This is a genomic window from Leclercia sp., assembly GCF_036780805.1.
GTDB lineage: Bacteria > Pseudomonadota > Gammaproteobacteria > Enterobacterales > Enterobacteriaceae > Enterobacter.
In genome coordinates this window covers 116,669-143,078 of record NZ_DAIQCE010000001.1, presented here as the reverse complement: position 1 = coordinate 143,078, position 26,410 = coordinate 116,669, and the positions used below count along the sequence as shown (strand labels likewise).

Annotated in this window: 22 protein-coding genes and 1 pseudogene; 6 read left to right on the top strand and 17 right to left on the bottom strand. The window is 58.5% G+C overall.

The window, feature by feature from the left end; all coding sequences use genetic code 11:
- Positions 1-139: 139 nt before the first annotated feature.
- Positions 140-2,776, bottom strand: a complete 2,637-nt coding sequence (gyrA, locus tag V7Q49_RS00610; protein ID WP_333848802.1) for a DNA topoisomerase (ATP-hydrolyzing) subunit A — start codon at positions 2,774-2,776, stop codon at positions 140-142.
- A 132-nt stretch (positions 2,777-2,908) separates the two neighbouring features.
- On the opposite strand from gyrA, the gene ubiG reads away from it, so the two are divergent.
- The 4 genes from ubiG (at position 2,909) to yfaE (ending at position 7,723) form a co-directional block, all read left to right on the top strand.
- A complete protein-coding gene (ubiG, locus tag V7Q49_RS00605) occupies positions 2,909-3,637 on the top strand; it encodes a bifunctional 2-polyprenyl-6-hydroxyphenol methylase/3-demethylubiquinol 3-O-methyltransferase UbiG (protein WP_333848801.1) in 729 nt (242 codons plus the stop codon).
- 334 nt (positions 3,638-3,971) lie between these two features.
- Positions 3,972-6,257, top strand: coding sequence for a class 1a ribonucleoside-diphosphate reductase subunit alpha (nrdA, locus tag V7Q49_RS00600; protein ID WP_333848800.1), 2,286 nt, complete (start codon positions 3,972-3,974; stop codon positions 6,255-6,257).
- Between the two features lie 81 nt (positions 6,258-6,338).
- Entirely contained in the window at positions 6,339-7,469 is a 1,131-nt protein-coding gene (nrdB, locus tag V7Q49_RS00595) for a class Ia ribonucleoside-diphosphate reductase subunit beta (protein WP_156264272.1), read from the top strand.
- Positions 7,469-7,723 carry a class I ribonucleotide reductase maintenance protein YfaE gene (yfaE, locus tag V7Q49_RS00590; RefSeq protein WP_333848799.1) on the top strand — a complete coding sequence of 85 codons (255 nt, stop codon included), beginning with the start codon at positions 7,469-7,471 and terminating at the stop codon, positions 7,721-7,723. The genes nrdB and yfaE overlap by 1 nt, the downstream gene beginning before the upstream one ends.
- Before the next feature lie 5 nt (positions 7,724-7,728).
- Here the strand turns inward: yfaE and yfaU are convergent, their stop codons facing one another.
- The 6 genes from yfaU to V7Q49_RS00560 all read right to left on the bottom strand — a co-directional run bounded on the left by yfaU (position 7,729) and on the right by V7Q49_RS00560 (position 13,919).
- Positions 7,729-8,529 carry a 2-keto-3-deoxy-L-rhamnonate aldolase gene (yfaU, locus tag V7Q49_RS00585; RefSeq protein WP_333848798.1) on the bottom strand — a complete coding sequence of 267 codons (801 nt, stop codon included), beginning with the start codon at positions 8,527-8,529 and terminating at the stop codon, positions 7,729-7,731.
- Positions 8,530-8,544: 15 nt separating this feature from the next.
- Positions 8,545-9,834, bottom strand: a complete 1,290-nt coding sequence (locus tag V7Q49_RS00580) for an MFS transporter (protein WP_333848797.1) — start codon at positions 9,832-9,834, stop codon at positions 8,545-8,547.
- Between the two features lie 50 nt (positions 9,835-9,884).
- Positions 9,885-11,090 carry an L-rhamnonate dehydratase gene (rhmD, locus tag V7Q49_RS00575; RefSeq protein WP_333848796.1) on the bottom strand — a complete coding sequence of 402 codons (1,206 nt, stop codon included), beginning with the start codon at positions 11,088-11,090 and terminating at the stop codon, positions 9,885-9,887.
- A gap of 13 nt (positions 11,091-11,103) precedes the next feature.
- Positions 11,104-11,883 (bottom strand): IclR family transcriptional regulator, encoded by a 780-nt coding sequence (locus V7Q49_RS00570; protein WP_333848795.1) that lies wholly within the window; start codon positions 11,881-11,883, stop codon positions 11,104-11,106.
- Positions 11,884-12,083: 200 nt separating this feature from the next.
- The gene (locus V7Q49_RS00565) at positions 12,084-13,283 is read right to left on the bottom strand and encodes a nicotinamide mononucleotide deamidase-related protein YfaY (protein ID WP_333848794.1); all 1,200 of its coding nucleotides are present in this window, start codon (positions 13,281-13,283) and stop codon (positions 12,084-12,086) included.
- 93 nt (positions 13,284-13,376) lie between these two features.
- Positions 13,377-13,919: a YfaZ family outer membrane protein gene (locus V7Q49_RS00560; protein ID WP_333848793.1), complete on the bottom strand. Its 543-nt coding sequence runs from the start codon at positions 13,917-13,919 to the stop codon at positions 13,377-13,379.
- 270 nt (positions 13,920-14,189) lie between these two features.
- Here V7Q49_RS00560 and V7Q49_RS00555 point away from each other — a divergent pair, with 270 nt between their 5' ends.
- Positions 14,190-15,638: a catalase gene (locus tag V7Q49_RS00555; RefSeq protein WP_333848792.1), complete on the top strand. Its 1,449-nt coding sequence runs from the start codon at positions 14,190-14,192 to the stop codon at positions 15,636-15,638.
- 41 nt (positions 15,639-15,679) lie between these two features.
- Here V7Q49_RS00555 and V7Q49_RS00550 read toward each other — a convergent pair whose 3' ends face one another.
- The 10 genes from V7Q49_RS00550 to V7Q49_RS00505 all read right to left on the bottom strand — a co-directional run bounded on the left by V7Q49_RS00550 (position 15,680) and on the right by V7Q49_RS00505 (position 25,884).
- Positions 15,680-16,612: an Rpn family recombination-promoting nuclease/putative transposase gene (locus V7Q49_RS00550; RefSeq protein WP_333848791.1), complete on the bottom strand. Its 933-nt coding sequence runs from the start codon at positions 16,610-16,612 to the stop codon at positions 15,680-15,682.
- 93 nt (positions 16,613-16,705) lie between these two features.
- Positions 16,706-18,073 carry an o-succinylbenzoate--CoA ligase gene (gene menE / locus V7Q49_RS00545; RefSeq protein WP_333848790.1) on the bottom strand — a complete coding sequence of 456 codons (1,368 nt, stop codon included), beginning with the start codon at positions 18,071-18,073 and terminating at the stop codon, positions 16,706-16,708.
- A complete protein-coding gene (menC, locus tag V7Q49_RS00540; RefSeq protein WP_333848789.1) occupies positions 18,070-19,035 on the bottom strand; it encodes an o-succinylbenzoate synthase in 966 nt (321 codons plus the stop codon). The genes menE and menC overlap by 4 nt, the downstream gene beginning before the upstream one ends.
- The gene (gene menB, locus V7Q49_RS00535; RefSeq protein WP_333848788.1) at positions 19,035-19,892 is read right to left on the bottom strand and encodes a 1,4-dihydroxy-2-naphthoyl-CoA synthase; all 858 of its coding nucleotides are present in this window, start codon (positions 19,890-19,892) and stop codon (positions 19,035-19,037) included. Before menB ends, menC begins: the two co-directional genes overlap by 1 nt.
- Positions 19,889-20,665, bottom strand: coding sequence for a 2-succinyl-6-hydroxy-2,4-cyclohexadiene-1-carboxylate synthase (gene menH, locus V7Q49_RS00530; protein WP_333848787.1), 777 nt, complete (start codon positions 20,663-20,665; stop codon positions 19,889-19,891). Before menH ends, menB begins: the two co-directional genes overlap by 4 nt.
- Positions 20,662-22,332 carry a 2-succinyl-5-enolpyruvyl-6-hydroxy-3-cyclohexene-1-carboxylic-acid synthase gene (menD, locus tag V7Q49_RS00525; protein ID WP_333848786.1) on the bottom strand — a complete coding sequence of 557 codons (1,671 nt, stop codon included), beginning with the start codon at positions 22,330-22,332 and terminating at the stop codon, positions 20,662-20,664. Before menD ends, menH begins: the two co-directional genes overlap by 4 nt.
- 88 nt (positions 22,333-22,420) lie before the next feature.
- On the bottom strand, positions 22,421-23,716 hold the full coding sequence (gene menF, locus V7Q49_RS00520) for an isochorismate synthase MenF (protein ID WP_333848785.1): 1,296 nt from the start codon (positions 23,714-23,716) through the stop codon (positions 22,421-22,423).
- 98 nt (positions 23,717-23,814) lie between these two features.
- Complete coding sequence (gene elaB / locus V7Q49_RS00515) at positions 23,815-24,120, bottom strand: stress response protein ElaB (RefSeq protein WP_333848784.1); 306 nt, start codon at positions 24,118-24,120, stop codon at positions 23,815-23,817.
- Positions 24,121-24,182: 62 nt separating this feature from the next.
- Positions 24,183-24,644, bottom strand: a complete 462-nt coding sequence (locus tag V7Q49_RS00510) for a GNAT family N-acetyltransferase (RefSeq protein WP_333848783.1) — start codon at positions 24,642-24,644, stop codon at positions 24,183-24,185.
- A 73-nt stretch (positions 24,645-24,717) separates the two neighbouring features.
- Entirely contained in the window at positions 24,718-25,884 is a 1,167-nt protein-coding gene (locus V7Q49_RS00505; RefSeq protein ID WP_333848782.1) for an RNA-guided endonuclease TnpB family protein, read from the bottom strand.
- 56 nt (positions 25,885-25,940) lie between these two features.
- Here V7Q49_RS00505 and tnpA point away from each other — a divergent pair.
- Positions 25,941-26,356, top strand: a pseudogene (tnpA, locus tag V7Q49_RS00500) (IS200/IS605 family transposase).
- Positions 26,357-26,410: the final 54 nt, after the last annotated feature.

Genomic DNA, 26,410 nt, shown 5'->3' with positions numbered 1-26,410 from the left:
GCGAGGCTCCGCCATCAGGGTCAAAAGGAATGGCTTAAGGTAGCGGTAAACGCGCGCGGTCGCAATGTTAGGTTGTCTGCAATTGCGCGTACCAGCAAAAGAAAAGGGCCGGAGATCGGCCCTTTATCGTCAGGTGACGTTACTCTTCAGCGTCGTCCGCTGCATCGTCGTCGGTGTCCGCTTCCGGTGCGATCTCATCGTCACCTTCCGCTACGCTGCCGTCGATAGAGTCGAGCTCTTCGTCATCCACCGGCTCAGCGACGCGCTGCAGACCCACCACGTTTTCATCTTCCGCAGTACGGATGAGGATCACGCCCTGAGTATTACGACCCACCACGCTGATCTCTGACACGCGGGTACGCACCAGCGTACCGGCATCGGTGATCATCATGATCTGGTCGGTATCATCAACCTGAACCGCACCAACAACGGAGCCGTTACGCTCGGTCACTTTGATCGAGATAACGCCCTGCGTGCCGCGGGACTTGGTTGGATACTCGTCCTGAGCGGTACGTTTACCGTAGCCGTTCTGCGTAACGGTCAGGATCGCTCCCTCGCCGCGCGGAACAATCAGGGAAACGACGCTGTCTTCGCCTGCCAGTTTGATGCCGCGAACGCCGGTCGCGGTACGACCCATGGCGCGCACTGCGCTCTCTTTGAAGCGCACCACTTTACCGGCGGCAGAGAACAGCATCACTTCGTCGGAACCGGAGGTCAGATCCACACCAATCAGTTCGTCGCCTTCGTTCAGGTTGACGGCAATAATGCCGGCTGAACGTGGACGGCTGAACTCGGTCAGGGCGGTCTTCTTCACCGTACCGCTGGCGGTCGCCATAAAGACGTTCACGCCTTCTGCGTACTCGCGCACCGGCAGAATGGCGGTGATACGCTCGTTCTGCTCCAGCGGCAGCAGGTTGACGATTGGACGTCCACGCGCGCCACGGCTCGCTTCCGGCAGCTGATAAACCTTCATCCAGTACAGACGGCCCCGGCTGGAGAAGCAGAGGATGGTATCGTGGGTGTTGGCCACCAGCAGGCGGTCAATAAAGTCTTCTTCTTTAATACGTGCCGCTGACTTGCCTTTGCCGCCACGACGCTGTGCTTCGTAGTCGGTTAACGGCTGGTACTTCACGTAGCCCTGGTGAGACAGGGTCACAACAACGTCTTCCTGGTTGATCAGGTCTTCGATGTTGATATCAGCGGTGTTCGCCGTGATTTCGGTGCGACGCTCATCGCCGAACTGATCGCGGACCAGCTCCAGCTCTTCGCGGATCACTTCCATCAGACGATCGGCGCTGCCAAGGATATGCAGCAGCTCGGCAATCTGTTCCAGCAGCTCTTTGTACTCGTCGAGCAGTTTTTCGTGCTCGAGGCCGGTCAGTTTCTGCAGACGCAGATCCAGAATCGCCTGGGCCTGCTGCTCGGTCAGGTAATACTGACCATCACGCACGCCGAACTCGGGCTCCAGCCACTCCGGACGCGCAGCATCATCGCCTGCCCGTTCCAGCATTGCAGAGACATTCCCCAGCGCCCATGGCTGAGCCACCAGTCCTGCTTTCGCTTCCGCAGGGGTTGGCGCGCGACGAATCAGCTCGATGATCGGATCGATGTTCGCCAGCGCAACCGCCAGGGCTTCAAGGATGTGTGCACGATCGCGGGCTTTACGCAATTCGAAAATGGTACGGCGGGTCACCACTTCACGGCGGTGACGGACGAACGCGCTCAGAATGTCTTTCAGGTTCATGATCTTCGGTTGGCCATGGTGCAGCGCAACCATGTTGATACCGAAGGAGACCTGAAGCTGCGTCAGGGAGTAGAGGTTGTTAAGCACCACTTCCCCTACCGCGTCACGTTTGATCTCAATCACGACGCGCATGCCGTCTTTATCAGACTCATCACGCAGCGCGCTGATACCTTCAATGCGTTTCTCTTTAACCAGCTCGGCAATCTTCTCGATCAGGCGCGCTTTGTTCACCTGATACGGGATTTCGTGGACGATAATGGTCTCACGGCCGGTTTTGGCGTCGGCTTCCACTTCGGCGCGGGCACGAATATAGATCTTGCCGCGACCGGTACGGTACGCTTCTTCAATGCCGCGACGGCCATTAATGATGGCGGCGGTCGGGAAGTCCGGGCCCGGGATGTGTTCCATCAGCCCTTCAATGCTGATCTCTTCATCGTCGATATAGGCCAGGCAGCCGTTGATCACTTCGGTGATGTTGTGCGGCGGAATGTTGGTCGCCATACCTACGGCGATACCGGATGCACCGTTTACCAGCAGGTTAGGGATCTTGGTTGGCATCACATCCGGAATGCGCTCGGTGCCGTCGTAGTTATCGACGAAATCAACGGTCTCTTTTTCCAGATCGGCCATCAGCTCATGGGCGATTTTCGACATACGGATTTCCGTATAACGCATCGCCGCGGCGGAGTCGCCGTCGACTGAACCGAAGTTACCCTGACCATCAACCAGCATGTAACGCAATGAGAATGGCTGCGCCATACGGACGATGGTGTCATAAACTGCTGTATCACCATGCGGGTGATATTTACCGATTACGTCACCAACGACACGGGCAGATTTTTTGTAGGCTTTATTCCAGTCATTGCCCAATACGTTCATGGCGTATAGTACGCGACGGTGTACCGGCTTAAGTCCATCGCGGACATCCGGCAGCGCACGGCCAACAATGACCGACATCGCATAATCCAGATAGGAGCTCTTCAGCTCTTCCTCGATGTTAACCGGTGTAATTTCTCTCGCAAGGTCGCTCATCTAACCGCTATCCCTCTACTGTATCCCGGATTCAAAGGTCGGAAATTATAACACACCCGCTTAGGTTTAAACTAATTTGCTTTGTTATCCTGATATACTTCCTCGTCTTTAAATTACGGAGTAAAAGCGTCCATGAATGCGGAAAAATCCCCGGTGGCTCACAACGTTGACCATGAAGAGATCGCCAAATTTGAAGCGGTGGCGTCCCGATGGTGGGATCTCGAAGGTGAGTTTAAACCCCTGCACCGCATTAACCCCCTGCGTCTGGGCTATATCGCGGAGCGCTCCGGCGGTCTGTTCGGTAAGAAGGTGCTGGACGTGGGCTGCGGCGGTGGCATCCTGGCAGAGAGCATGGCGCGCGAAGGGGCAACCGTAACGGGCCTGGATATGGGATTTGAGCCGCTGCAGGTCGCCCGCCTTCATGCGCTGGAGTCCGGCGTGCAGGTAGAGTACGTGCAGGAAACGGTCGAAGCGCATGCGGCGGATCACGCCCATCAGTATGACGTCGTCACCTGCATGGAGATGCTGGAGCACGTTCCCGACCCGCAATCGGTGGTAAAAGCCTGCGCAGCGCTGGTAAAACCGGGCGGCCAGGTGTTCTTCTCCACGATCAACCGCAACGGCAAGGCATGGCTGATGGCGGTGGTCGGTGCGGAATACGTGCTGCGGATGGTGCCTAAAGGCACTCACGACGTGAAAAAATTCATCAAACCGGCCGAATTACTAAGCTGGGTCGACGGCACATGGCTGAAAGAGCAGCACATGACCGGCCTGCATTACAATCCTCTGAGCGACAAGTTCAAACTGGCACCGGGTGTGGACGTGAACTACATGCTCCATACCACCGCAAAAAAAGACTAAGGTTAGCCACTCTTTTTCTAACGAATGCGCAACCCTCCGTTGCGCATTTTTGACCACCCGTTGAAGAAATCAGCAGTCGATCAAATTTTCATTTTTTTTTCTACATTATTGACATGACGTCCAGGCCTTACGGTACGAGGACTTAGGCTTTTTTACTCTTTCACAACCTGAATTTAACCTCAAAATCAACTCTTGTGCTGAAAAGAATCCTTACTAGAATACTCACCATCTTGCGTTATGCTTAACGCACAACCCCTATATATAGTATTTATCCACAGAGGTCTGTGGATAAGCGGGGGATATTTTCATTTTTCACGGACAGGTAAAAACCCACATGAATCAGAGTCTGCTGGTGACAAAGCGCGACGGTGCTACCGAGCGTATCAATCTGGACAAAATCCATCGTGTTCTCGACTGGGCAGCAGAAGGACTGAACAACGTATCCATTTCTCAGGTGGAACTGCGATCTCACATCCAGTTCTATGACGGCATCAAAACCTCTGATATCCACGAAACCATTATCAAAGCTGCGGCGGATCTGATCTCCCGCGAAGCACCGGATTATCAGTACCTCGCTGCCCGTCTGGCCATTTTCCACCTGCGTAAAAAAGCCTACGGCCAGTTTGAGCCGCCAGCGTTGTTCGATCATGTGGTGAAGATGGTAGAGCTGGGCAAATACGACACGCATCTGCTGGAAGACTACACGGAAGAAGAGTTCAAGCAGATGGACGGGTTTATCGATCACTGGCGTGATATGAACTTCTCCTACGCCGCGGTGAAGCAGCTGGAAGGGAAATACCTGGTCCAGAACCGCGTAACAGGCGAAATCTACGAGAGCGCCCAGTTCCTCTACATTCTGGTTGCCGCCTGCCTGTTCTCTGGCTATCCGCGCGATACCCGTCTGGAATACGTGAAGCGTTTCTACGATGCGGTTTCGACCTTCAAGATTTCTCTGCCGACGCCGATCATGTCCGGCGTGCGCACCCCAACCCGCCAGTTCAGCTCCTGCGTGCTGATCGAGTGCGGCGACAGCCTGGACTCCATTAACGCCACCTCCAGCGCCATTGTGAAATACGTTTCCCAGCGCGCCGGGATCGGCATCAACGCCGGCCGCATCCGTGCGCTGGGTAGCCCGATCCGCGGCGGTGAAGCGTTCCACACCGGCTGTATCCCGTTCTACAAACACTTCCAGACCGCGGTGAAATCCTGCTCTCAGGGCGGCGTGCGCGGTGGCGCAGCGACCCTGTTCTACCCGATGTGGCATCTGGAAGTTGAAAGCCTGCTGGTACTGAAAAACAACCGTGGCGTGGAAGGTAACCGCGTGCGTCACATGGACTACGGCGTTCAGATCAACAAGCTGATGTACACCCGTCTGCTGAAAGGCGGCGATATCACCCTGTTCAGCCCGTCCGACGTCCCAGGCCTGTACGACGCCTTCTTTGCCGATCAGGATGAGTTCGAGCGTCTGTACGTGCAGTATGAAAACGATGACAGCATCCGTAAGCAGCGCGTGAAGGCGGTTGAGCTGTTCTCGCTGATGATGCAGGAGCGCGCCTCCACCGGTCGTATCTACATCCAGAACGTCGACCACTGCAACACCCACAGCCCGTTCGATCCGGTCGTTGCCCCAGTGCGCCAGTCTAACCTGTGCCTGGAGATCGCCCTGCCGACCAAACCGCTGGAAGATGTGAACGACGAAAACGGCGAAATCGCCCTGTGTACGCTGTCTGCGTTCAACCTGGGTGCCATTAACAGCCTCGACGAGCTGGAAGAGCTGGCGGTGCTGGCGGTACGTGCCCTGGATGCGCTGCTGGATTATCAGGATTACCCAATCCCGGCGGCAAAACGCGGTGCAATGGGTCGTCGTACCCTCGGCATTGGCGTGATCAACTATGCCTACTGGCTGGCGAAAAACGGTAAACGTTATTCCGACGGCAGCGCCAACAACCTGACGCACCAGACCTTCGAAGCCATTCAGTATTACCTGCTGAAAGCCTCTAACGATCTGGCCATCGAACAAGGTGCCTGCCCGTGGTTCAACGAAACCACCTACGCCAAAGGCATTCTGCCGATCGACACCTATAAGAAAGACCTGGACGCGATCGCCAACGAGCCGCTGCATCTTGACTGGGAAGCCCTGCGCGAATCCATTAAGACCCACGGCCTGCGTAACTCCACGCTCTCTGCCCTGATGCCGTCCGAGACCTCCTCGCAGATCTCCAACGCCACCAACGGCATCGAGCCGCCGCGCGGCCATGTGAGCATCAAAGCGTCGAAAGATGGGATCCTGCGCCAGGTGGTGCCGGACTACGAGCTGCTGAAAAACAACTACGAGCTGCTGTGGGAGATGCCAAATAACGACGGCTACCTGCAGCTGGTGGGCATCATGCAGAAGTTTATCGACCAGTCGATCTCTGCCAACACCAACTACGATCCGTCACGCTTCCCGTCAGGGAAAGTGCCGATGCAGCAGCTGCTGAAAGACCTGCTTACCGCATACAAATTTGGCGTGAAAACCCTGTATTATCAAAACACCCGTGACGGTGCAGAAGATGCGCAGGACGATCTGGCCCCGTCCATTCAGGACGACGGCTGCGAAAGCGGCGCTTGTAAGATTTAATGTAAATGCCGGGTGGCGCTACGCTTACCCGGCCTACGATTTTGTTTGCCCGAACGACAAAATCTCTCACAGGATACACTCATGGCATACACCACCTTTTCACAGACGAAAAACGACCAGCTCAAAGAGCCGATGTTCTTCGGCCAGCCGGTCAACGTGGCACGCTACGATCAGCAAAAATATGACATCTTCGAAAAGCTGATTGAAAAGCAACTCTCCTTCTTCTGGCGCCCGGAAGAAGTTGACGTTTCCCGCGACCGCATCGACTTCCAGGCTCTGCCGGAGCATGAAAAGCATATCTTCCTCAGCAACCTGAAGTACCAGACGCTGCTGGACTCCATCCAGGGTCGTAGCCCGAACGTCGCGCTGCTGCCGCTGATCTCCATCCCGGAGCTGGAAACCTGGGTCGAGACCTGGGCGTTCTCTGAGACGATCCACTCCCGCTCCTATACCCATATCATCCGTAACATCGTCAACGATCCGGCGATTGTGTTTGATGATATCGTTACCAACGATCAGATCCTGAAGCGCGCGCAGGGCATTGCCCACTTCTATGACGACCTGATTGAGATGACCAGCTACTGGCATCTGCTGGGCGAAGGCACCCACACCGTGAACGGCAAAACCGTCACCGTGAACCTGCGTGAACTTAAGAAAAAGCTCTATCTGTGCCTGATGAGCGTTAACGCCCTGGAAGCGATCCGCTTCTACGTCAGCTTCGCCTGCTCCTTCGCCTTCGCGGAACGCGAGCTGATGGAAGGCAACGCCAAAATCATCCGTCTGATCGCTCGTGATGAAGCCCTGCACCTGACCGGCACCCAGCATATGCTAAACCTGCTGCGCAGCGGCGTGGACGATCCGGAGATGGCCGAGATTGCTGAAGAGTGCAAGCAGGAGAGCTATGACCTGTTTGTTCAGGCGGCACAGCAGGAGAAAGAGTGGGCAGAATACCTGTTCCAGGGCGGTTCCATGATCGGCCTGAACAAAGATATTCTCTGCCAGTACGTGGAGTACATCACCAACATCCGCATGCAGGCGGTCGGCCTGGATCTGCCGTTCCAGACCCGCTCCAACCCTATCCCGTGGATCAACACCTGGCTGGTGTCCGATAACGTGCAGGTTGCGCCGCAGGAAGTGGAAGTGAGCTCCTACCTGGTCGGTCAGATTGATTCTGAAGTCAACACCGACGATTTGAGCGACTTCCAGCTCTGATGAGCCGCGTGACGCTTCGTCTTACTGGCACAGAACTCCTGTGCCAGGAAGAACACCCTTCCCTACTCATTGCGCTGGAATCCCACCAGATTGAAGTCGAATACCAGTGCCGTGAAGGCTACTGCGGCTCCTGCCGCTGCCGCCTGGTGACCGGTCAGGTCGATTGGATCACCGAACCGCTGGCCTTCATCAACGAAGGGGAAATTTTGCCCTGCTGCTGCCGGGCAAAAGGTGACATCGAAATCGAAATGTAACCGGGTCAGTAGCTGTTTTTACTGGCCTGGGCGCTGCCGGATTTAAACAGCGCCAGCCGCTTGTCCAGCGCCCCGGTATAGAGCATGGTATCGACCCCGACGGCAACAAAGTTCGCCCCCCACGCCAGACAGCGCTTCGCCATCTCAGGATCTACCGCCAGGAAGCCGGCGGCTTTCCCCGCGTGGCGGATCCGGCGGATCGCCTGCTCAATGATCTCTTGTACCTGCGGATGCCCGGCGTTGTCGGGATAACCCAGCGAAGCCGACAGATCGGCCGGCCCGATAAACACGCCGTCAATGCCTTCAACGTCCAGGATCGCATCCAGGTTATCCAGCGCGGCTTTGCTCTCCACCTGAATAAGCAAACACAGCTCGTCGTTGGCCTGGGCCATGTAGTTCTCCACCCGTCCCCAGCGCGCCGCCCGCGCCACGCCTGCCCCCACGCCGCGCACCCCTAACGGCGGATAGCGGGTTGCGGAGACGATCTCGCGCGCCTGTTCTGCGCTGTCGACCATCGGGATCAGCAGCGTCCTGGCGCCTATATCCAGCACCTGCTTGATCAGGCTGCGGTCGCCGTCAACCGGGCGGATCACCGGCTGGCTGGCATAAGGGGCGATCGCCTGCAGCTGATGATAGAGATCCTGCACCGTGTTAGGTGCATGCTCCCCATCGATTAACAGCCAGTCGTAGCCTGAGGTCGCCGCGATCTCCGCCATGTAAGACGAGGTGGAACTCAGCCACAGCCCGATCTGCGTTTCACCCTTAAGCAGGGCCTGCTTAAAGGGGTTTGAAAGAACGTTTTGCATAATAACTCCCTGATATTAATGATGTACGCGATCGGCCTGCGGTGCAGTGCGGGTCACGCCCAGCACCAGGATCGCCAGCGCGCCGAGGATCGCAATCCCGGCCAGCGCCAGCAGCCCGGCCGCATCGCTGCCAAACACGCTCTGGGCTTTCACCCGGATAAGCGGAGCAAGAAAACCACCCACTGCGCCAAACAGGTTGACGAAGCCAATCCCCGCCGCCAGCGCGGTGCCGGAGAGCAGCTGCGTCGGCATGGTCCAGAAGACCGGCTGCACGGCAATAAACCCGACCGCGGCCACGCACAGCGCCACCATCGCCAGCACCGGCGACACCAGCCCCGAGACGCCCACCCCAATACCGGCGGCCAGCAGCGTCAGCGTGGCGATGTTGCGCCGCTCGCCGGTGCGGTCGGAGTAGCGTGGAATCAGCCAGGTGCCAAACAGCGCTGCAACCCACGGAATCGCGGTCACCACCGAGGCGGTGAAGCCCACTTTGGTGCCGAGCAGGGCCGCCACCTGCGTCGGCAGGAAGAAAATCAGCCCGTAGACGGCGATCTGAATGGTCATGTAGATAAATGCCAGCTGCCAGACCCGGCCATTGCGCAGGGCATCGCTCAACCGCGAGGTGGCCTTGCTCTGCTCCTCCCCTGCCAGCTGATTGATCAGCACCTGTTTCTCTTCGGCAGTGAGGAACCGCGCCTGCTGCGGGGTATCGTCCAGCCAGAAGAAGGTAAATATCCCGGCACCCACGGCAATCAGCCCTTCGATAATAAACATCCAGAACCAGCCGGGATGGCCCATAAAGCCGTGCATCTCCAGCAGCGCACCTGAGAGCGGCGACCCGAGCGATAACGCCAGCGGCGCACCCATGTAAAACAGTCCCATGATGCTGGCGCGGTTGCGCTGGGGGAACCACTGGGAGGTGAGGTAGATCATGCCGGGGAAGAAGCCCGCCTCTGCTGCACCCAGCAGGGTGCGGATCAGCAGAAACTTAGTTTCGGTATCGGCCCACGCCATCGCCGCGGAGAGGAATCCCCACAGCAGCGTGGTGGTGCCGATCCACGTCCGGGCACCAAACTTGCGCATCAGCAGGTTGGCGGGCACGCCCAGCAGAGCGTAAACCACAAAGAAGATCCCGGCGCCCAGGGCATAGGCTTCGTTACTGAGTCCGGTATCGATCTGGTAGCTCTCTTTGGCGAAGCCGATGTTAGAGCGATCCAGAAACGCCAGCACGTAGAGCGCCAGCATGAAGGGTATCAGGCGGGCGCGGTTTTTCCTGACCACGCTGTCGAGCAGAGTCATACTCATGGACAATCCTCAGTAAAAGGTGACGCCACGCCGGTGCGCGGCGCGACGGATTAGTGGCTGTATGGACGCTTCAGGGCACAATCGCGGTTCAGCTCGACGCCAAAGCCGGGTTTATCCAGCACCGACTTATGAATACGGCCATTTACCGGCACCGGCTCATCGAGCAGGATCGGATCAAACTGCGGACGCAGCGTCGCGCAGTCCGGGCTGGTCATCAGGAACTCGCTGAACGGGGTATTGGTAAAGGTGATCACCGCATGGTGGGAGTAGACCGACGAACCGTGCGGCACCACCAGCTGCCCCCGTGCTTTGGCGATGGCGGCGATCTCCACCAGGGTGGTTAAGCCGCCGCACCAGCCGACGTCAGGCTGCATAATGTCGATCCCGGTTTCGGAAAGGGTGCGGAAGGATTGCAGGGTGCCGTGGTGCTCGCCGCTGGTCACCATCATCCCCGGCGGGGCATTGCGCTTCAGTTCGCGATAGCCTTCGTACTGCTGCGGCGGAAGACACTCCTCAATCCACTTCAGGTTGTACGGTGCGCAGGCGTGGGCCAGTTTGGTGGCGTAATTGACGTCCTGGCTCATCCAGCAGTCGAGCATCAGCCAGAAGTCGGGGCCGCATTTCTCCCGGTACTCGGCCACCATCGCCGCGTCCTGGCGGATCCCGGCGTCGCCGTCGTGCGGCCCCCGGTGGGTCGGCATTTTGCCGCCGATAAAGCCCATCTCTTTCGCCAGATCCGGACGCGCCCCGGTGGCGTAAAAGCGGATCTCATCGCGTACCGCGCCGCCGAGCAGTTTGTAGACCGGCAGCCCGACCACCTTGCCGAACAGATCCCACAACGCCAGGTCGATGCAGGAGATAGTGTTGAGCACCAGCCCGCCGGAACCGGCGTAATACATGGTCGCGCCGAGCATCTGGTCGTGGATCAGCTTGATGTCGCTGACGCATTTGCCCTCGATAAAGCGGCTGAGGTGTTTCTCAACGATAAAGCAGCCCATCTCTCCGGCAGTGGAGACCGCAAAACCGGTCTGGCCATTGTCGGCCTCCACTTCGACCACCAGCGTGCCGAGGACGTTAATGCCAAACGACTGGCGCGACTGCTCATACTGCGGATATTTACTCATCGGGGTGGCGATATGGTCGTCGATCCAGTGGTTGGCCCCCTGGTCGTGATAATCGCCGCCGCCTGCGCCCTTCTCTGCCGTTGCGCCGCCGGTAAACCAGGCACGGATCTGTTTAATCTTCGGTAGGGTCATGATGTTCTCCATATTATGAGGCTTGATCGAAGGGGCTTTTCCAGCCCAGTAAACGGGAAATGTCTTTCGCACAGGCAATCGCTTTACCGGCCAGGTAGTCGCGGTTGTCCTCGTTGATCTGCAGTCGGGTACCCACCACCGAGATCGCGGCGGTGAGTTCGTTACTGGCGTTAAAGACCGGTGCCGCCACGCAGCGCACGTCGGGGTAGTCTTCGCCGTTGTCAAAACTCCAGCCTCTGGCGCGAATGCGCGCCAGCTCGTCACGCATCTGCCCGGCACTGGTGATGGTGGTGGGCGTGACCCGCTCCCAGTCCAGGCTGGCGATGATCGCCTCCTGCACCCGCTCGGGTTGCCAGGCGAGCAGGCATTTGCCAATGCCCGAGCGGGAGAGAGACAGGCTTTTCCCCTCGTGCGAACGCACGCTGATGGTGGCGGACGACTCGATTTTGAGAATGTAGTAGGCGCTACCGTTATCGATAATGCCGAGATGGCACAGCATGCCGCTTTCGTCCATCAGCTGCGTCAGGCGCGGGCGCGCCATCTCACGCAGATCCATCCGGCTGACTGCGTGACCCGCCAGCTCCACCAGCCGGGTCCACAGGCAGTAGTTGTCCTGGCTGTCGAGGCTGAGAAAACGCTGTCTTTTCAGTTCACCCAATAGCAGGTAAGCGGTGCTTTTTGGGATCCCCAGCTCGTCGATCAGGGTCGCGGCGCTACAGGGCCCCAGACGGGCGATGGTGTCGAGAATATCGATGGCGCGGGTCAGCGCCGGTACTTTGGTTGATTCCAACATGCTGGACTCCAGTCCTGAATACTGGAATCAGTGTTGCGGCTGAGGGCGGGTTTATTTGTGAGCGAGTTCAAATCACCGGCGGGTTCCAGCCAGATGGACAAACAGCAGGATAAAAATGTGATGAACAGCGCAGAAAGAATCAGAGCGAGTACAACAGGTTGGACAACAACGCGCCGGGTGGGGAGCCCGGCGCGCAAAAATCACGGCAGGAACAGCGTCTCGACGACGTTGATCCAGCCATGTTCGCTGGCCACCGGCTTGCCGTTCAGCCAGCGACGCAGCATGTTCAGCGCCATCATCGCGCAGACCTCCTGACGCACCGCCAGGCTGTGTCGCGTGACGCTCATTTTCACCCGCAGGGCATGGGTGCCTTCCGGGGTGGCCAGGGCAAAGTTAAGGTGATCTTCATCGACACCCGACACCGCCACTGCCAGACCGGCAAAATGTTTCACGCGCCGCTCGGCCACCCAGTGGGCGGTTTGCGCCAGGGTCTCCTCCTGGGACGGCACCACCTCGCTTGCCAGCAGCGGAGCGCTTACCCGTGAAAGCTGTAACGCCAGCAGGCCACCGGTAAATTGCTCGCTCAGGGTCAGGCTCAGCTGGCGGGCCTGCAGATCGCGGGCGATTTGCGCCGGGAGTCCTTCGGTGCCTTCAAAGATCAGGCTCTCCCCCGCCACGCGCTGTACTTCAGGCCACAGGGCCAGCATCGCGGCCTTCTCGGTTGCCGGGCCGGTTAATTTCAGTTCGATAATCGGCATGGAGGAGCGGTAGCCCATCGTCACACCTGGCGGTAAGCTCAGGTGATCGAGGCTCTGCGCCAGATCGCTCTCCGAGCGGCCAAAGGTGGTGAGACGCAAACAGATTGGGGGTTCCGGTAAGGTAAAACGCTGGCGCAGGCGCGGCAGGATCTCTTTTTCCACCATCACCTTAAATTCGGACGGGACGCCGGGGGTGAAGAACATCAGGCAACGGTTAAGCTGAACGGCAAAGCCGCAGGCGGTGCCGACCGGGTTATCGACCAGCTCCGCGCTGGCCGGAATTTCGGCCTGCTTGCGGTTGCTGGGGGCCATCACTTTGCCGCGTTCGCTGAAGAAACGCTCCATATGGCTGAGCCACTCGGTGTGCAACACCAGCTCTTCGCCTTTCGCCGTGGCGGCGGCCAGCGCGCTCAGGTCGTCGCTGGTGGGGCCGAGGCCGCCATTCACAATCAGCACATCCGCCTGTTCGCTACGCTCACGCAGGACGTTCACCAGCGCCTCCAGCGAGTCACCCACCGTGTTACGCCGCGTTAACGGTAATCCCTGCTCAAAGAAAATATCCGCCAGCCAGGCCGCATTGGTATCAGTGATTTGTCCATGCAGCACTTCATCGCCAGTGGACAGCATCTCCACGTTTATCATTGTGTTCTCCCGCATTTGTGGTGAAAACACTATAGCGCAATCGGCTGTGGGGGGAAGAGAGAAACAGGCGCGGCAGACCGCCGCGCCGGAGGATCAGAAGCCAGCGCTCACGCCCACGTACGGGCCATCGGCAATGGCGTTGTCGCGGTTGCCGTCTTTGCCTGCCAGGTTCAGATAACGGTAGCCCGCCTCAATGGTGATAGGGCGCATGATGGTCCAGCGCGCACCTGCGTTGGCCTCTTCGTAACTATCGATACCGCTGGAGAGGGAGTCCGGAGAGTAGTAGTACTCGCCAAACAGACCGAAGCTGTTGCCAATTTTCCACTGCAGGCCGCCGCCTACCGCCGCCGCATAGCCTTCGTCGCTGTCTTTCGGGTTAGTGTAGATTCCTTTACCGCCCACGGTCGCAAGGAACGGACCGAGAGGCACGTTCAGGCCCAGACCGATGCTGGCTACGTCACCCTCATCGTCGTTATTGGTCCAGTTGCCGGTCGCCGCCAGGCCCGACGTTTCCGTGCCGAAACCGACGCCAACGTTGGTGTAGTCCTCACCGGCCTGGCCGCTGATGGTAATCGCATTGGCTGCCGCAGAAACAAACATCAGGCCGCCGAGGCCCAGTAATGCCACTTTTTTCATTGTCGTGATCCCGCACAATTATTTAGATAGATTCCCAAAACGCGTGATTTTAACGTGAGTCGGCCAGCGATCAACGCTGAGGTGATGCAATACAAAAATTAGATTGTAACGAGTTGATACTTACAGGTTTTAACAATGTTAAATCCTGAGAAACAGATTACGCCCGCTTACATTGCGTCCGATCAATAAGCCCTCTGCCCCCTTTCTTTAGATTAGCTGGAGCTCAAAACGGAAATTTAACGACCAACACTGACATTTCAGGGAGAAAATATGAGCAAGAAAGGTTTAACCACCGCATCCGGCTGCCCCGTTGCCCACAACAACAATGTTGCCACCGCAGGCCCGCGCGGACCGATGCTGCTACAGGATGTCTGGTTCCTGGAAAAACTGGCCCATTTCGACAGAGAGGTGATCCCGGAGCGTCGGATGCACGCCAAAGGTTCAGGCGCATACGGCACCTTTACCGTGACCCAGGACATTACCGCCTTTACCCGCGCGAAGCTGTTCTCCGCAGTCGATAAAAAAACCGATCTCTTTGTGCGCTTCTCCACCGTGGCCGGTGAACGCGGTGCCGCCGATGCGGAACGTGATATCCGCGGCTTCTCTATCAAGTTTTACACCGAAGAAGGCAACTGGGACCTGGTCGGAAATAATACCCCGGTCTTCTACCTGCGCGATCCGCTGAAGTTTCCGGATCTCAACCACGTGGTGAAGCGCGACCCGCGTTCGAACCTGCGTAACCCTACGTATAAATGGGATTTCTTCTCCCAGCAGCCGGAAACTCTGCACCAGCTCACTATTGACTTCAGCGATCGCGGACTGCCGCGCTCCTATCGCACCATGCACGGCTTCGGTAGCCACGCGTTCAGCTTTATTAACCACAATAACGAACGCTTCTGGGTGAAATTCCACCTCAAGTCCCAGCAGGGTATTGCTAACCTGATGGACGATGAAGCCAAACGCCTGGTCGCAGAAGACCGTGAAAGTTCCCAACGGGATCTGTTTACCGCTATCGAAAAAGGCGATTTCCCACGCTGGACGTTTTACGTGCAGATCATGCCGGAAAGCGATGCCGCGAAGGTGCCTTATAATCCGTTCGATCTGACCAAAGTCTGGCCGCACGGCGACTATCCGCTGATGGAAGTGGGTGTGCTGGAGCTGAACCGTAACCCGGACAACTACTTTGCGGAAGTTGAGCAGGTGGCGATGTCGCCTGCTAACGTGGTCCCGGGGATTGGCTTCTCGCCGGATCGCATGCTGCAGGGGCGCCTCTTCTCCTACGGCGATGCCCACCGCTACCGTTTAGGCGTGAACCATCATCAGATCCCGGTGAACGCCCCGCGCTGCCCGTTCCATAACTACCATCGCGACGGCGCGATGCGCGTGGATGGCAACAGCGGCAATGGTGCCACCTATGAGCCAAACAGCTTTTGCGTGTTCCAGGAACAGCCGGACTTCAGCGAGCCGCCGTTGTCCCTTGAGGGCGCCGCAGACCACTGGAATCATCGTGAGGATACCGACTACTTCAGCCAGCCGCGCAAGCTGTTTGAACTGCTGAGCCCGGAAGAGCACCAGCGGATGTTCGACCGTATCGCCGGAGATATGCAGGATGTGCCGGCGTTTATTCAGGCGCGCCAGATTGCCCTGTTCAGTGAAGTCCATCCGCACTACGGAGCGGGTGTGCAGGCAGCACTGATGCGTTTAGCCGAAGAGAAGTAAAAACAGAACGGGAGCCCAGGCTCCCGTTTTTTATTTCATGATTAATGTCTGGCCTGCTCGACAATCTCGGGCGCCAGACCGGTCAGTTGGGTGACGGTCTCAGGCGGCAGGCCATTTTCCAGCATCACCTTAGCGATGCGAAGCGCCTCCTGTTCAATGCCTTCCGCTCTTCCCTGACTTAGGCCCTGATTTAATCCCTGAGCCATACCCTCTTCCCGGAGAAATTGCGCAATATTCATTAACGTCTCCTTATGCTGATGATCCTTCGTCCTGTGTGCTAATGCCTGCAAAAACGCTGCGGGGTCGGCGGTATGGCCGGCCTGAAGAAGATAGTTGAGCAACGTTTTTAGCTGGGCATTGCCAGTGTATCCCAGCCCCAGGAGCCTGACCAGTTGCTCCTGAAGTTCCAACATGTCCCGCTGCCGGACATACTTTTGCAGCAGTTCCAGCATCGCAATCCGGCGGTGTTCCATGATGGTTTCATCAGACAGACAGGTGATGTCAATCAGGGGGAAAGCCCCGGTATAGAGCGATTCGGCCTGCTCAGGCTCATGAAAATCATCGAACCAGCGCAGTGACCATGGATAGGGCGAGCGCCGACCATGATAAAATAGCAGCGGGATCACCAGCGGCAGCTCGCGGTGCCCTTTGTCGAGATGTCGCTGCATGGCGGCAATTGCATAGCGCATCAGGCGAAAGGCCATGTGCCGATCCGGGGAGCTTTGATGCTCGATCAGCACATAAATATACCCCTCGCCGGAAGAGGTATTCACGGACCACAGGAGATCGGCGTAGCTGAGGCGAAGATCCTCTTCGACAAAGCTGCCTGACTCCAGCCGCAACGACGACAGATCGCAGAGCGCGAGTAATTTTTCCGGCAAGTGGATCGCTAAAAAATCTCGCGCCGTCTCTGGCTGCGACAGAATATGACGAAACACCGCGTCATGCGGCGTGGGTGTTGATGGGCTGTGCATATTTTCCCTTGCGCCAGTTCCTTTCGCCGGAAAATAACACAGCACGCGCTGCAGGTAAGCTTGTTGATTTCTTTTCCCGAGCAGGCTCGCAAATCAGCCCCTTAACGACTGATGAACCCACTGTTGCAGGGCGCGACGGGAGATCTTAATCCCGCCATTTTTCAGTTCAGCCGGGAGGACCAGCCAGTGCACCGGCTGCTGAAAGCGCGCCAGCTTATCGCTGAGCCAGTGCGGCAGCTGTGCGATATCTGCCCCCGCTTCGCACTCGACGACCGCCACTGGCCGTTGACCAAACTCGACGTCATCGAGGGGAACCACATAAACCTGGCTGACCTGAGGATGGGTGCCGATCACCCGCTCCAGCTCTTCCGGCTGGATCCCTTCCCCACCGCTGAAAAAGAGATTATCCATCCGACCAAGAATGGTCAGGCGTCCGTCCACTATCTCACCGCGATCGCGGGTGGCGAACCAGCCCTGGGCGTTGGCGACGGGCACAAGCTGGCCGTCACGCCAGTAGCCGCTGGCCATGCTGGCCGCCTTTAACCACACCTCGCCCTCTACCAGTTTCACTTCCCGGCCCGGCAGCGGATAGCCGACATCCGCCAGGCCATCCGCCTCTTTGGCGCAGACGGTAGAGGCGAACTCCGTCAGGCCATAGCCGCACCAGCTGCGAATGCCCCGGCTGGCAGCCCGCAGGGTTAGCTCTCCGGGGATCGCCGCGCCGCCCAGCAGCACCGCTTTAAGCGCCACATCGTTCCCACCATTAAGCAGGCGCCAGAGCTGAGTCGGTACCAGCGAAGCGTGGGTACAGCCCTGCAGCATCTGTTCCAGAGGCTGTTTTTCACAGACGGTCAGGCGGGCACCCGCCAGCAGCCAGCGCCACAGGATCCCCTGCCCGGAGACATGGAAAAGCGGCAGAGAAAGCAGCCAGTCGTCCTCCCCGACGTAGGGCAGAAGCGCCAGCACGCCTTCGGCGCTGGCAAGGTGGGCGGCGCAGGTGTGCACCGCTGCTTTCGGCAGGCCTGTCGAGCCCGAGGTTAAGGTCATGGTCGCCAGCCGTTCAGGCTGCCAGACCGCGCCCGCTCTCCCCTGCTGGCGATCCAGCGTCAGGGCAGACAGGCCGGAATAACCGCTATTGCCATTGAGTACCAGCGCAAAGCGCAGCGTCAGGGGCGGGAGCAGGATCTCCAGCACGGAACGCGGTAGCTGCGGATTTACCGGCAGGATCCGCGCCCCGCACTGCAGCAGCGCCAGCCACGCCAGCAATGTGTCGGGATGATTATGCGCCTGCAGCATTACCCCATCGCCTTCCCTGACCCCCTGCTGGACAAAACCGCTCGCCAGGGCATCGGTACGCTGGCAGAGTTCGCGCCAGGTCAGGCATTCGCCGTTAAGCCGCAGCGCCGGTTGTTCAGCCTTGCGCGCGCACCAGTGCCGCCACGGCCAGTCGGAAAAGGTCATAGCAGCGGCTCCAGCGCGTCGCGATCCAGACACGGCAAGGTGTTGCCCGGCCAGGGCCGCAACAGTTGCGCCTGCATCAGGTTCAGGGTATCCAGGCCGGGAACGGTGTCGGGCGTGAACTGAGCGGCCATTCGCGCCAGCTGGGTCAGGCCGAGGCTCGACTCAATCGACGAGCTGATCACCGCCGTCAGCCCGAGGGCGTGGGCCTTCTGCACCTGCTCACGGACCTTCGCGATGCTGCCGGTGAGCGTAGGTTTGATCACCACCGCCCGCACGCCCGGCTCGGCAACCCATTTGAAATCGTCCTCCCGCAGGCTTTCATCCCAGGCGATGGCAATTCCGGTCTCCCGGGCAAAGGCCAGCGAGTCCGCGCGCGTTTTACAGGGTTCTTCCAGGAAGGCAATACGATCCCGATGCGACGGATTGACGTACTTCGCAAACTGCTGCGCTTTCAGTGGGGTCCACGCACGGTTGGCGTCGAGGCGCAGCCGCAGATCCGGGATGGCCTCCAGCAGCAGATTCGCCACCATGCCGTCGCGCACCGCTTCATACAGACCGACCTTGATCTTCGCCACTTTCTCGCCCGGCATGGCGGCCAGTACGGCAAAAAGTTCGTCAGGATCCCCGGTGCAGAGCGGGGCCGCGCGATAGTCCGCCTCTTCCGGCAGGGAGCCGTCCAGCTCCGCCAGCGCGCAGCTGATGCCAAAATCCACCGCAGGCAGACCGGGTAACAGAGGCGCTTCGCCGTCGCGCCAGGCGATGCCCCACGCCCGCAGCGAGGCTTCCGCCTCTTCCAGCGATTCGCGGCTGAAACCCGGCAGAGGGGAGACTTCTCCCCACCCCTGCCGTCCGCCCTGCTGGAGATGAACGAACAGACCGTCGCGGGTTTTTAACCGCCGTTCGCGCAGTACCACACCCGCGTCCATCGGTACCTGCCAGCGGTAGATCTGTACGCTGCGCATTACGGATTCCGTTTGTATTTGCTGAAGTCCGGCTGGCGCTTCTCGTTGAAGGCGTTACGTCCTTCCTGGCCCTCTTCGGTCATGTAGAACAGCATGGTGGCATTCCCCGCCAGCTCCTGCAGACCCGCCTGACCATCGCAGTCGGCGTTCAGCGCCGCTTTCAGGCAGCGCAGTGCCATCGGGCTGTTTTGCAACATTTCGCGGCACCAGCGCACGGTCTCTTTTTCCAGATCGGCAATCGGCACCACGGTGTTGACCAGGCCCATGTCCAGCGCTTCCTGAGCATTGTACTGACGGCACAGGAACCAGATTTCGCGCGCTTTTTTCTGACCGACGATGCGGGCCATATAGGACGCGCCCCAGCCGCCGTCAAAAGAGCCCACTTTCGGCCCGGTCTGGCCAAAGATGGCGTTTTCTGCGGCAATCGTCAGGTCACACATCATGTGCAGCACGTGGCCACCGCCGATGGAGAAGCCAGCCACCATTGCCACCACCGGTTTTGGACAGGTGCGGATCTGGCGCTGGAAGTCGAGTACGTTCAGGTGGTGTACGCCAGAGTCATCCTGGTATCCGCCGTAGTCGCCGCGCACTTTCTGATCGCCACCGGCGCAGAAGGCTTTTTCACCCTCCCCGGTCAGGACAATCACGCCGATATTGTCGTCATAACGCGCATCCGCCAGCGCCTGGATCATCTCCTTGACGGTGACCGGACGAAACGCGTTGCGCACTTCGGGACGGTTGATGGTGATTTTGGCGATGCCGTCCGCCGATTTGTGGTAACGAATGTCGGTGTAACCTTCGGAGCAGTCCTGCCATTCCACCGGTGCGTAGAGCATGTTTTCGTCAGGATAGATCATAGCGTGTCCTTTTTGGGTAGACGGAGTATCTGAGCCAGACGCTCAGCCACCGCAACGGGGTTTTCCCGATGGGCGTTATGTCCGGCATGGGGGATTGGATGGCCGATCGCGGGAAGGTCCCGGGCAATCGCCCTGAACTTGCCGTCCCGCTCGCCATACATATAGAAAAAAGGGACTACGCACTCAGCGAGCGCAGCCCGTAAATCAGGTTGTTCGGCCAGGGACGTCGCCTGCAGCATCGCGGCCAGGGCCGCGCCGTTGTTGCGGCTGCGCAGGGCAACCAGCGCCTGCCGCTGCCCTTCGGTTAATGAGGCAAAGACTGGCTGTTGATACCAGTCGGCAAACACCGCCTCTAAGGGTTCGTGGCGAAAACGTGCGACCCAGCACGCATCGGAGGCGCGGCGGCTTACGCGCTCATGCTCGTAACGCAACCCCGGATGCGCCCCCTCGACGATCAGCCCCTGTAGCCCTTTTGGGCGCTGGCAAGCGTGATACATCGCAATGCGGCCGCCGAGGGAGTACCCCACCAGCCAGTAGTTAAGTATGTTGTAACTAATAAGGGTGCGATTCAGCAGATGACTCATATCGCGGAAATCACTGACTGCAATTGATGCCGATTCGCCGTGTCCCGGCAGGTCGAGATACAGCCGGGGATAATCGTCCAGACACGCCTCGGGCAGCTGCCATTCGCGGCGGTCGCCGGAAAAGCCGTGCAGGAAAACCAGCCAGGGTTTTCCTGCCGCGCCAGCGCACTGCGTCCCTTGCAGGATCATAGATGGCTTACCTGCGCCAGCAGGTTCTGCAACATCTGTGCGCCGTCGCTGTCGTTAACCACCACTTCGATAAGCGTCGCGCGGGGTTTGCTCCACGCCGTCGCCAGGGCGCTCTCCAGCTCCGCCCAGTTTGTCGGGCGCTGATAGCGGAGGCTGAACATCGCCGCGGCATGTTCAAACTGCACGTTTTGCGGCATCAGATAGAAGCGCTCACGCTCAGTGTGCGGCGTCGGCAGCAGGGAGAAAATCTGCCCACCGTTATTGTTGATCACTAGCAGCACAAAGGGCGCAGAGGCCTGACGTAACAGCGCCAGCGCGTTGAGATCGTACAGCGCCGACAGATCGCCTACGATAGCCAGCGTCGAGCGGGCGTTGGCGCGCTGGACCCCGGCTGCGGTGGAGATCAGCCCGTCAATGCCGCTGGCGCCACGATTGCTGAACACCGGATAGCCGGCCGGCAGGCGGGAAAAGGCATCAATCAGACGCACCACCAGACTGTTGCCGACAAACAGCTGCCCCTGCTCGGGGAGATAGTCACGAATGCGGTGCGCCAGCTGCGCCTCGCCAAATTCGTCGCTGTGTTGCGCCGTCAGCTGCCAGGCCTGACGGGAGAGTTCCGGGATCGCCGCGGCCCAGGGGGCGCGTTTTTCCGCCGGATGCAGTTCCAGCCAGTCGGCCACATTCGAGACCAGCCGACGACCGCGATGGTGCGCCGGATCCAGCCGTCCTTCCCGCGGATCCACCAGCCAGTACTCCTCCGGCGTGCAGGTCGCCTGCCACTGCAGCAGCCGTTTCCCCGTCAGGCTGCCGCCCAGCTGGACCACAATCTGCGCCTGCTCGAGCTCGGTGACGGCTTTTGTATTGCCCAACCACAGGTCGGCACACGGCAGCGGCTGTCCGGTCTGGGAAAGTACGTCGCCAATCAGCGGCCAGCCGAGGGTTTGCGCCCACTCCGCCACCTTTTTTCCTTCCGCGGCGCTCATTCTGCCCGCAAGCACCACGCCGCGTTTTTGCCGCCAGAAGAACCAGTCGCGCTGTTTGGGACTCGCAAGCTCTGCGGGGGCGCTCAGCCAGGGTTTATCGCTCTGCCACCAGTCGCCCAGCGCCTGCTGCCAGGCAAGATCGGTTTCATCCATTTCGCCATACAGCGGCTCGGCAAACGGACAGTTAATGTGCAGCGCACCTGCACGCAGTGTGCCCAGTGCGTTATCCACCGTCGAGACCAGCCAGCGGGCGGGGATATCCCGGGTCGGACGCGGCAGGGAGAGCGTTTCGGTAGGATGAGAGGCAAAGATCCCCGGCTGGCGAATGGCCTGGTTGGCGCCGCAGTCGATCAGCTCCGGGGGACGATCCGCCGTCAGCAGAACCAGCTTTTCACCGGTCAGCCCGGCTTCAATCAGCGCCGGATAGAGGTTTGCCACCGCGGTACCGGAGGTGACAATCACCGCCACCGGGGCGTTACCGGCTTTGGCCAGCCCCAGCGCCAGATGCCCAAGGCCGCGCTCATCAAAATGGGTGTGATGAATAAAGGCGCGGTTTTCCGCAGCGGCCAGGGTCAGCGGCGTCGAACGCGAGCCGGGTGCGATGCAAACGTGCCTGACGCCATGGCGGGTCAGGGCTTCAAGGATCACCGCCGCCCAGCGCCGGTTAAAGGAACTCACTGACATGGAATTGTCCGGTATCAATATTGCGACTTAGTATAAATAATAGGAAAAGATGTAATTTTGATATGAATCGGGTAAGTACGACTCAGTATTAATCCTTTAGGAGCAGAGAGCGCAGTCCGGCGGCTTTATTTTCGATCTCCTGCCACTCCTGTTCCGGGTCGGAACCGCTCACGATCCCCGCCCCGGCGTAGAGGCGCACGCAGGCTTTCTCCACCCTGGCCGAGCGCAACGCCACGCAAAATTCGCTTTGCGCTAATGACAAATAGCCAGCGGAACCGGCATACCACTCCCGGTCGAAGGGTTCATTGCCGGCGATAAATTCCCATGCCGCCTGGCGCGGCAGACCGGCGACCGCTGCGGTGGGCTGGAGCAGCATCAGGCACTGCTCATCATTCGGCTGTTGCAGCGCGGTCCAGATGCAGCGGCGTAAATGCTGGACCTTACGCAAGCGCACGATTTGCGGCGGCAGGACGTCCAGTACCCCGCCCTCGCGCTGCAGGCGCTGACAGATGTCTTCGACCACCAGCATATTTTCACGCTGATTTTTATCATCATGCATCAGCCAGTCGCCCAGGCGGGCGGCCTTCGCATCATCCGGATGGCTGGCGACCGTACCGGCCAGCGCCTCGGTGCGCAGCAGGGTTCCGCGCCGCCGCCACAGCCGCTCCGGGGACGACCCGAGAAAGGCATGAGCCGCATCAAAACGGATAAAAAAGTGGTAGCACTGGAAATTGACCCGACGGCTGGCGGCCATCAGGGCGGCAGGGTTAACCGGCTGACTGAACTGCAGATCCGTGGCCCGGGCCAGCACCACTTTGTCGAACTCCCCCTGAGCAACGGCATCGGTTGCACGGCTGACTAACGCCAGCCAGCCGGATTTCTCAGGCCGATGGGTTTCGCTCACCACCGGCTGAACAACAGCGTCGACAGGCCGGCTCTCTTCGAGGCAGCATATAAATTCGCGCGCGTGCCGGGCATCGTCTTTCAGCGAGGTGTCGCTACAGAGTACCAGCCGCAGCGTCGCGGTTCCGCCGTTGCGTTGCCACAGCAGACGCGGCAGAAACAGGCTGCCCTGCGCGGGCTCGAAGGCATTTACGCCCACAACCCGAAGATCGGGACAGTGCGGATAACGCTGCAAAAAATGACGGGCGGTAGAGAGAGAGGAGAACTTTTTTGTCGCTCCCAGCGCGGCGTACTCTTCATCGCCGTTACGCTGTTGCCAGTAGAACTGGGGGAAACTCTGTTGGGCATTCAGCCAGGCGAGCGGGTCAAAGGCATCGTTAAGTGCAAAAGAGATATTGAGGTGATGCAGGCCAGGCGCATCAGGAAAATCGGCGGCTAACTGGTCGCAAAGGCCTGCCAGCGCGGTGGAAATCGAGTGCACGCGAACTTCTCCCAGCTCAAAAACCTCACATTATACGGGGTAGTTGCCTGAAAAAGCAGTACCCCCAATTTGGCAGGGAGAAGCGTGCGTGTGTAGCCTTAACGGCGGGCGAGAAGAATACCGAGCACCAGACCGGCGGCGGCACCTACTCCAATACCCTGCCAGGGTTTTTCACGGACATAATCGTCTGCACGATAGACCGCTTTTTTAGCCCGATAATAGTAAGTATCCGACGCATGGCTGACGCGTGTTTTCACGTCGTGCAGTGCCTGTTCGGCACGCGCCTTCAGCTCAATGTACTTTTGATCGGCCGGATCGCCTGAAGAACGAAGGACTTCTTCCAGCGTTTCACTTAACAGCGTCAGATCGTCATCAACATGCGTTTCCGAAGATTGGAAGGACATAGTTTTCTCCTTGTAGTTGCATCAGTTCGCTAACTATAGACAATCCCTGCCGATTCTGCCTGCTACGCTTGTTGTCTCTCTTTCGCCATTCCGATATGCGGGATGCCGTCTTCATCGTAGATATCGGTTACCGGCACAAAGCCAAAATGGGCATAAAAGGCCTGCAAATGCGCCTGCGCCCCCAGATATAACGCCTTGTTCGGCCACTGTTTTTCGCAGGAACGCAGCGTTTGCTCCATCAGCGCGTATCCCAGCTTTTCGCCCCGCGCCCCGCTGCTGACGATTACCCGGCCAATCACAACGGGGGAAAAATCATCGTCGCTTTTCAGAATCCTCGCATAAGCCACCAGCTGGTTATCTTTCCAGCCGAGAATATGGCGGTTCTCCCCCACCAGGTCGTCGCCGTCGATGTCCTGGTAAGGACAGGTTTGTTCCACCACAAAGACGTCGCAGCGCAGCTGAAGCAGCGCGTAAAGCGTGGGAACGGTCAGCTCGCTGTGGTGCAGATCTTGCCACTGGATCATTGGGGTCTCCTTATCGTGTAGGTAGCCGTTATAGTGACTGCTCCCCGCCGTAAACAGCGAGGCTTCCCACTTCTCAGGCTGCAACTGGCATAGAGCCAGACTTACGCAAGCCTCGATGGGCTTTGACGACGTGACCCGCCGCCATTAACTCTGTTATGCCCTTGTGCTGTATGTTGATCGCCGCGTTGATATCGCGGTCATGATTGGCGCTACAGCCAGGGCATGTCCATTCACGCACCGTTAGCGGCATTTCCGGCATTTTGTGGCCGCAACAATGACACGTTTTCGAGCTGGCGAACCACTGATCCAGTTTGACCAGGTGAACCCCTGCCGACTCCGCTTTGTAGGCGAGTTTTGCCACAAATCCAAACCATGCCGCATCACCGATATGACGGGCGAGGCGACGGTTTTTCATCATGGTTGTCGATTTCAGCGTTTCCACAATCACCGCTTGGTTTTCGTCGATAATTCGTCTGGAAAGTTTGTGCTGAAAATCAGCCCGGGCATTGGCTACCCGTTCGTGTTGTGCGGCAAGGCGTAAGCGAGCCTTAAGGCGGTTTGCGCTGCCCGCCTTCCTACGGGACAGCGCCTTGCTGTCACGGCGTAAGCGGCGGTATGCATTGACCAGGTGGCGAGGGTTTGCCACCTTGTTGCCGTCATTGCCGATCAGGTAGTGCGACAGCCCCAAATCATAGCCCGTTACGCTGGTGATGCAGGTCGGCTTTGCCGCCGCTTCCTGTCCGTCGTCTGCAAGTATTGAGGCATAGTATTTACCCGCCGCGTTGCGGGTGATCGTGATGCTGGAAACCTTGCCGACAATCTCACGGTGAAGACTGGCCCGGACAGGCTTCAATTTTGGCAACTGGATAGCGTCAGTTAATACCTTCCCGTTGGGATGGTAGCTGGATTGCTTGCCGTGTTTGCTTTTGAAAACGGGGAACCTGGCTTTAAGTTTCTTGTTAAAGAAGTTAGCAAATGCCCTGTCCAGGTTGATCACTGCTTGCTGGAGCGCCAGCGAGTCATATTCTTTGAGCCAGCTATAGCGGCGTGACTTCTTCGCCACTGCCAGCAATGGCTTTATATCGCGCGTCGGCTTGAGGGAAACGCCGTGGCGCTGGTACATGTGGCGGCTGATATGAAGGGCTTTATTGTACGCGAACCGAACCGCGCCGAACTGCGCATTTAAGAATGCGGCTTGTTCGTCGGTAGGGTAAATGCGTACTTTGGTGGCTCTTTTCATTTCAGTGCTCAGTTATAGAATTTTTACACTTTAAGGGCAGGATAGATGTTTTTAAAGTGAGTGTGGCATTTGTGGGGTATCTCTCGCACCACCATAGCGTCAGCAAGTTGGTTGTCCACCTGATTTTTACGACGAAGTACCGCCGCAAGATTTTTGACGGCATGATGATCCAGTAGATACGGGAAGCGTTTCAAAGCGCTGCCGAAAAGCTGGAAAATGAGATTCTGGAAATGGACGGGGAAGCGGATCACGTTCATGTACTGATTGCATACCCGCCGAAGCTGTCTGTCAGTGTGCTGGTGAATAATTTGAAGTCGATCAGTAGCCGCCGTGTGCGCATCCTGAATACGAATTTACGCAAGGCGAGTAATAGCGGGGTGCTCTGGTCACGCTCCTATTTCGCCTGTAGTGCCGGGGCGCTACAATCGAAACATTGAAGGCTTACGTAGCCTCGCAGAAAACCCCTGATTAGCTCCCCTTATATCCCCGCCCGATTGGCCGAGGGTTTATGGGGCATTTGCTAATG

What these genes read in the sequence shown, in the direction of transcription:
- gyrA (WP_333848802.1), bottom strand. Translation starts at nt 2,776, where the DNA reads ATGAGCGACCTTGCGAGAGAAATTACACCGGTTAACATCGAGGAAGAG.
- ubiG (WP_333848801.1), top strand. Translation starts at nt 2,909, where the DNA reads ATGAATGCGGAAAAATCCCCGGTGGCTCACAACGTTGACCATGAAGAG.
- nrdA (WP_333848800.1), top strand. Translation starts at nt 3,972, where the DNA reads ATGAATCAGAGTCTGCTGGTGACAAAGCGCGACGGTGCTACCGAGCGT.
- nrdB (WP_156264272.1), top strand. Translation starts at nt 6,339, where the DNA reads ATGGCATACACCACCTTTTCACAGACGAAAAACGACCAGCTCAAAGAG.
- yfaE (WP_333848799.1), top strand. Translation starts at nt 7,469, where the DNA reads ATGAGCCGCGTGACGCTTCGTCTTACTGGCACAGAACTCCTGTGCCAG.
- yfaU (WP_333848798.1), bottom strand. Translation starts at nt 8,529, where the DNA reads ATGCAAAACGTTCTTTCAAACCCCTTTAAGCAGGCCCTGCTTAAGGGT.
- V7Q49_RS00580 (WP_333848797.1), bottom strand. Translation starts at nt 9,834, where the DNA reads ATGAGTATGACTCTGCTCGACAGCGTGGTCAGGAAAAACCGCGCCCGC.
- rhmD (WP_333848796.1), bottom strand. Translation starts at nt 11,090, where the DNA reads ATGACCCTACCGAAGATTAAACAGATCCGTGCCTGGTTTACCGGCGGC.
- V7Q49_RS00570 (WP_333848795.1), bottom strand. Translation starts at nt 11,883, where the DNA reads ATGTTGGAATCAACCAAAGTACCGGCGCTGACCCGCGCCATCGATATT.
- V7Q49_RS00565 (WP_333848794.1), bottom strand. Translation starts at nt 13,283, where the DNA reads ATGATAAACGTGGAGATGCTGTCCACTGGCGATGAAGTGCTGCATGGA.
- V7Q49_RS00560 (WP_333848793.1), bottom strand. Translation starts at nt 13,919, where the DNA reads ATGAAAAAAGTGGCATTACTGGGCCTCGGCGGCCTGATGTTTGTTTCT.
- V7Q49_RS00555 (WP_333848792.1), top strand. Translation starts at nt 14,190, where the DNA reads ATGAGCAAGAAAGGTTTAACCACCGCATCCGGCTGCCCCGTTGCCCAC.
- V7Q49_RS00550 (WP_333848791.1), bottom strand. Translation starts at nt 16,612, where the DNA reads ATGCACAGCCCATCAACACCCACGCCGCATGACGCGGTGTTTCGTCAT.
- menE (WP_333848790.1), bottom strand. Translation starts at nt 18,073, where the DNA reads ATGACCTTTTCCGACTGGCCGTGGCGGCACTGGTGCGCGCGCAAGGCT.
- menC (WP_333848789.1), bottom strand. Translation starts at nt 19,035, where the DNA reads ATGCGCAGCGTACAGATCTACCGCTGGCAGGTACCGATGGACGCGGGT.
- menB (WP_333848788.1), bottom strand. Translation starts at nt 19,892, where the DNA reads ATGATCTATCCTGACGAAAACATGCTCTACGCACCGGTGGAATGGCAG.
- menH (WP_333848787.1), bottom strand. Translation starts at nt 20,665, where the DNA reads ATGATCCTGCAAGGGACGCAGTGCGCTGGCGCGGCAGGAAAACCCTGG.
- menD (WP_333848786.1), bottom strand. Translation starts at nt 22,332, where the DNA reads ATGTCAGTGAGTTCCTTTAACCGGCGCTGGGCGGCGGTGATCCTTGAA.
- elaB (WP_333848784.1), bottom strand. Translation starts at nt 24,120, where the DNA reads ATGTCCTTCCAATCTTCGGAAACGCATGTTGATGACGATCTGACGCTG.
- V7Q49_RS00510 (WP_333848783.1), bottom strand. Translation starts at nt 24,644, where the DNA reads ATGATCCAGTGGCAAGATCTGCACCACAGCGAGCTGACCGTTCCCACG.
- V7Q49_RS00505 (WP_333848782.1), bottom strand. Translation starts at nt 25,884, where the DNA reads ATGAAAAGAGCCACCAAAGTACGCATTTACCCTACCGACGAACAAGCC.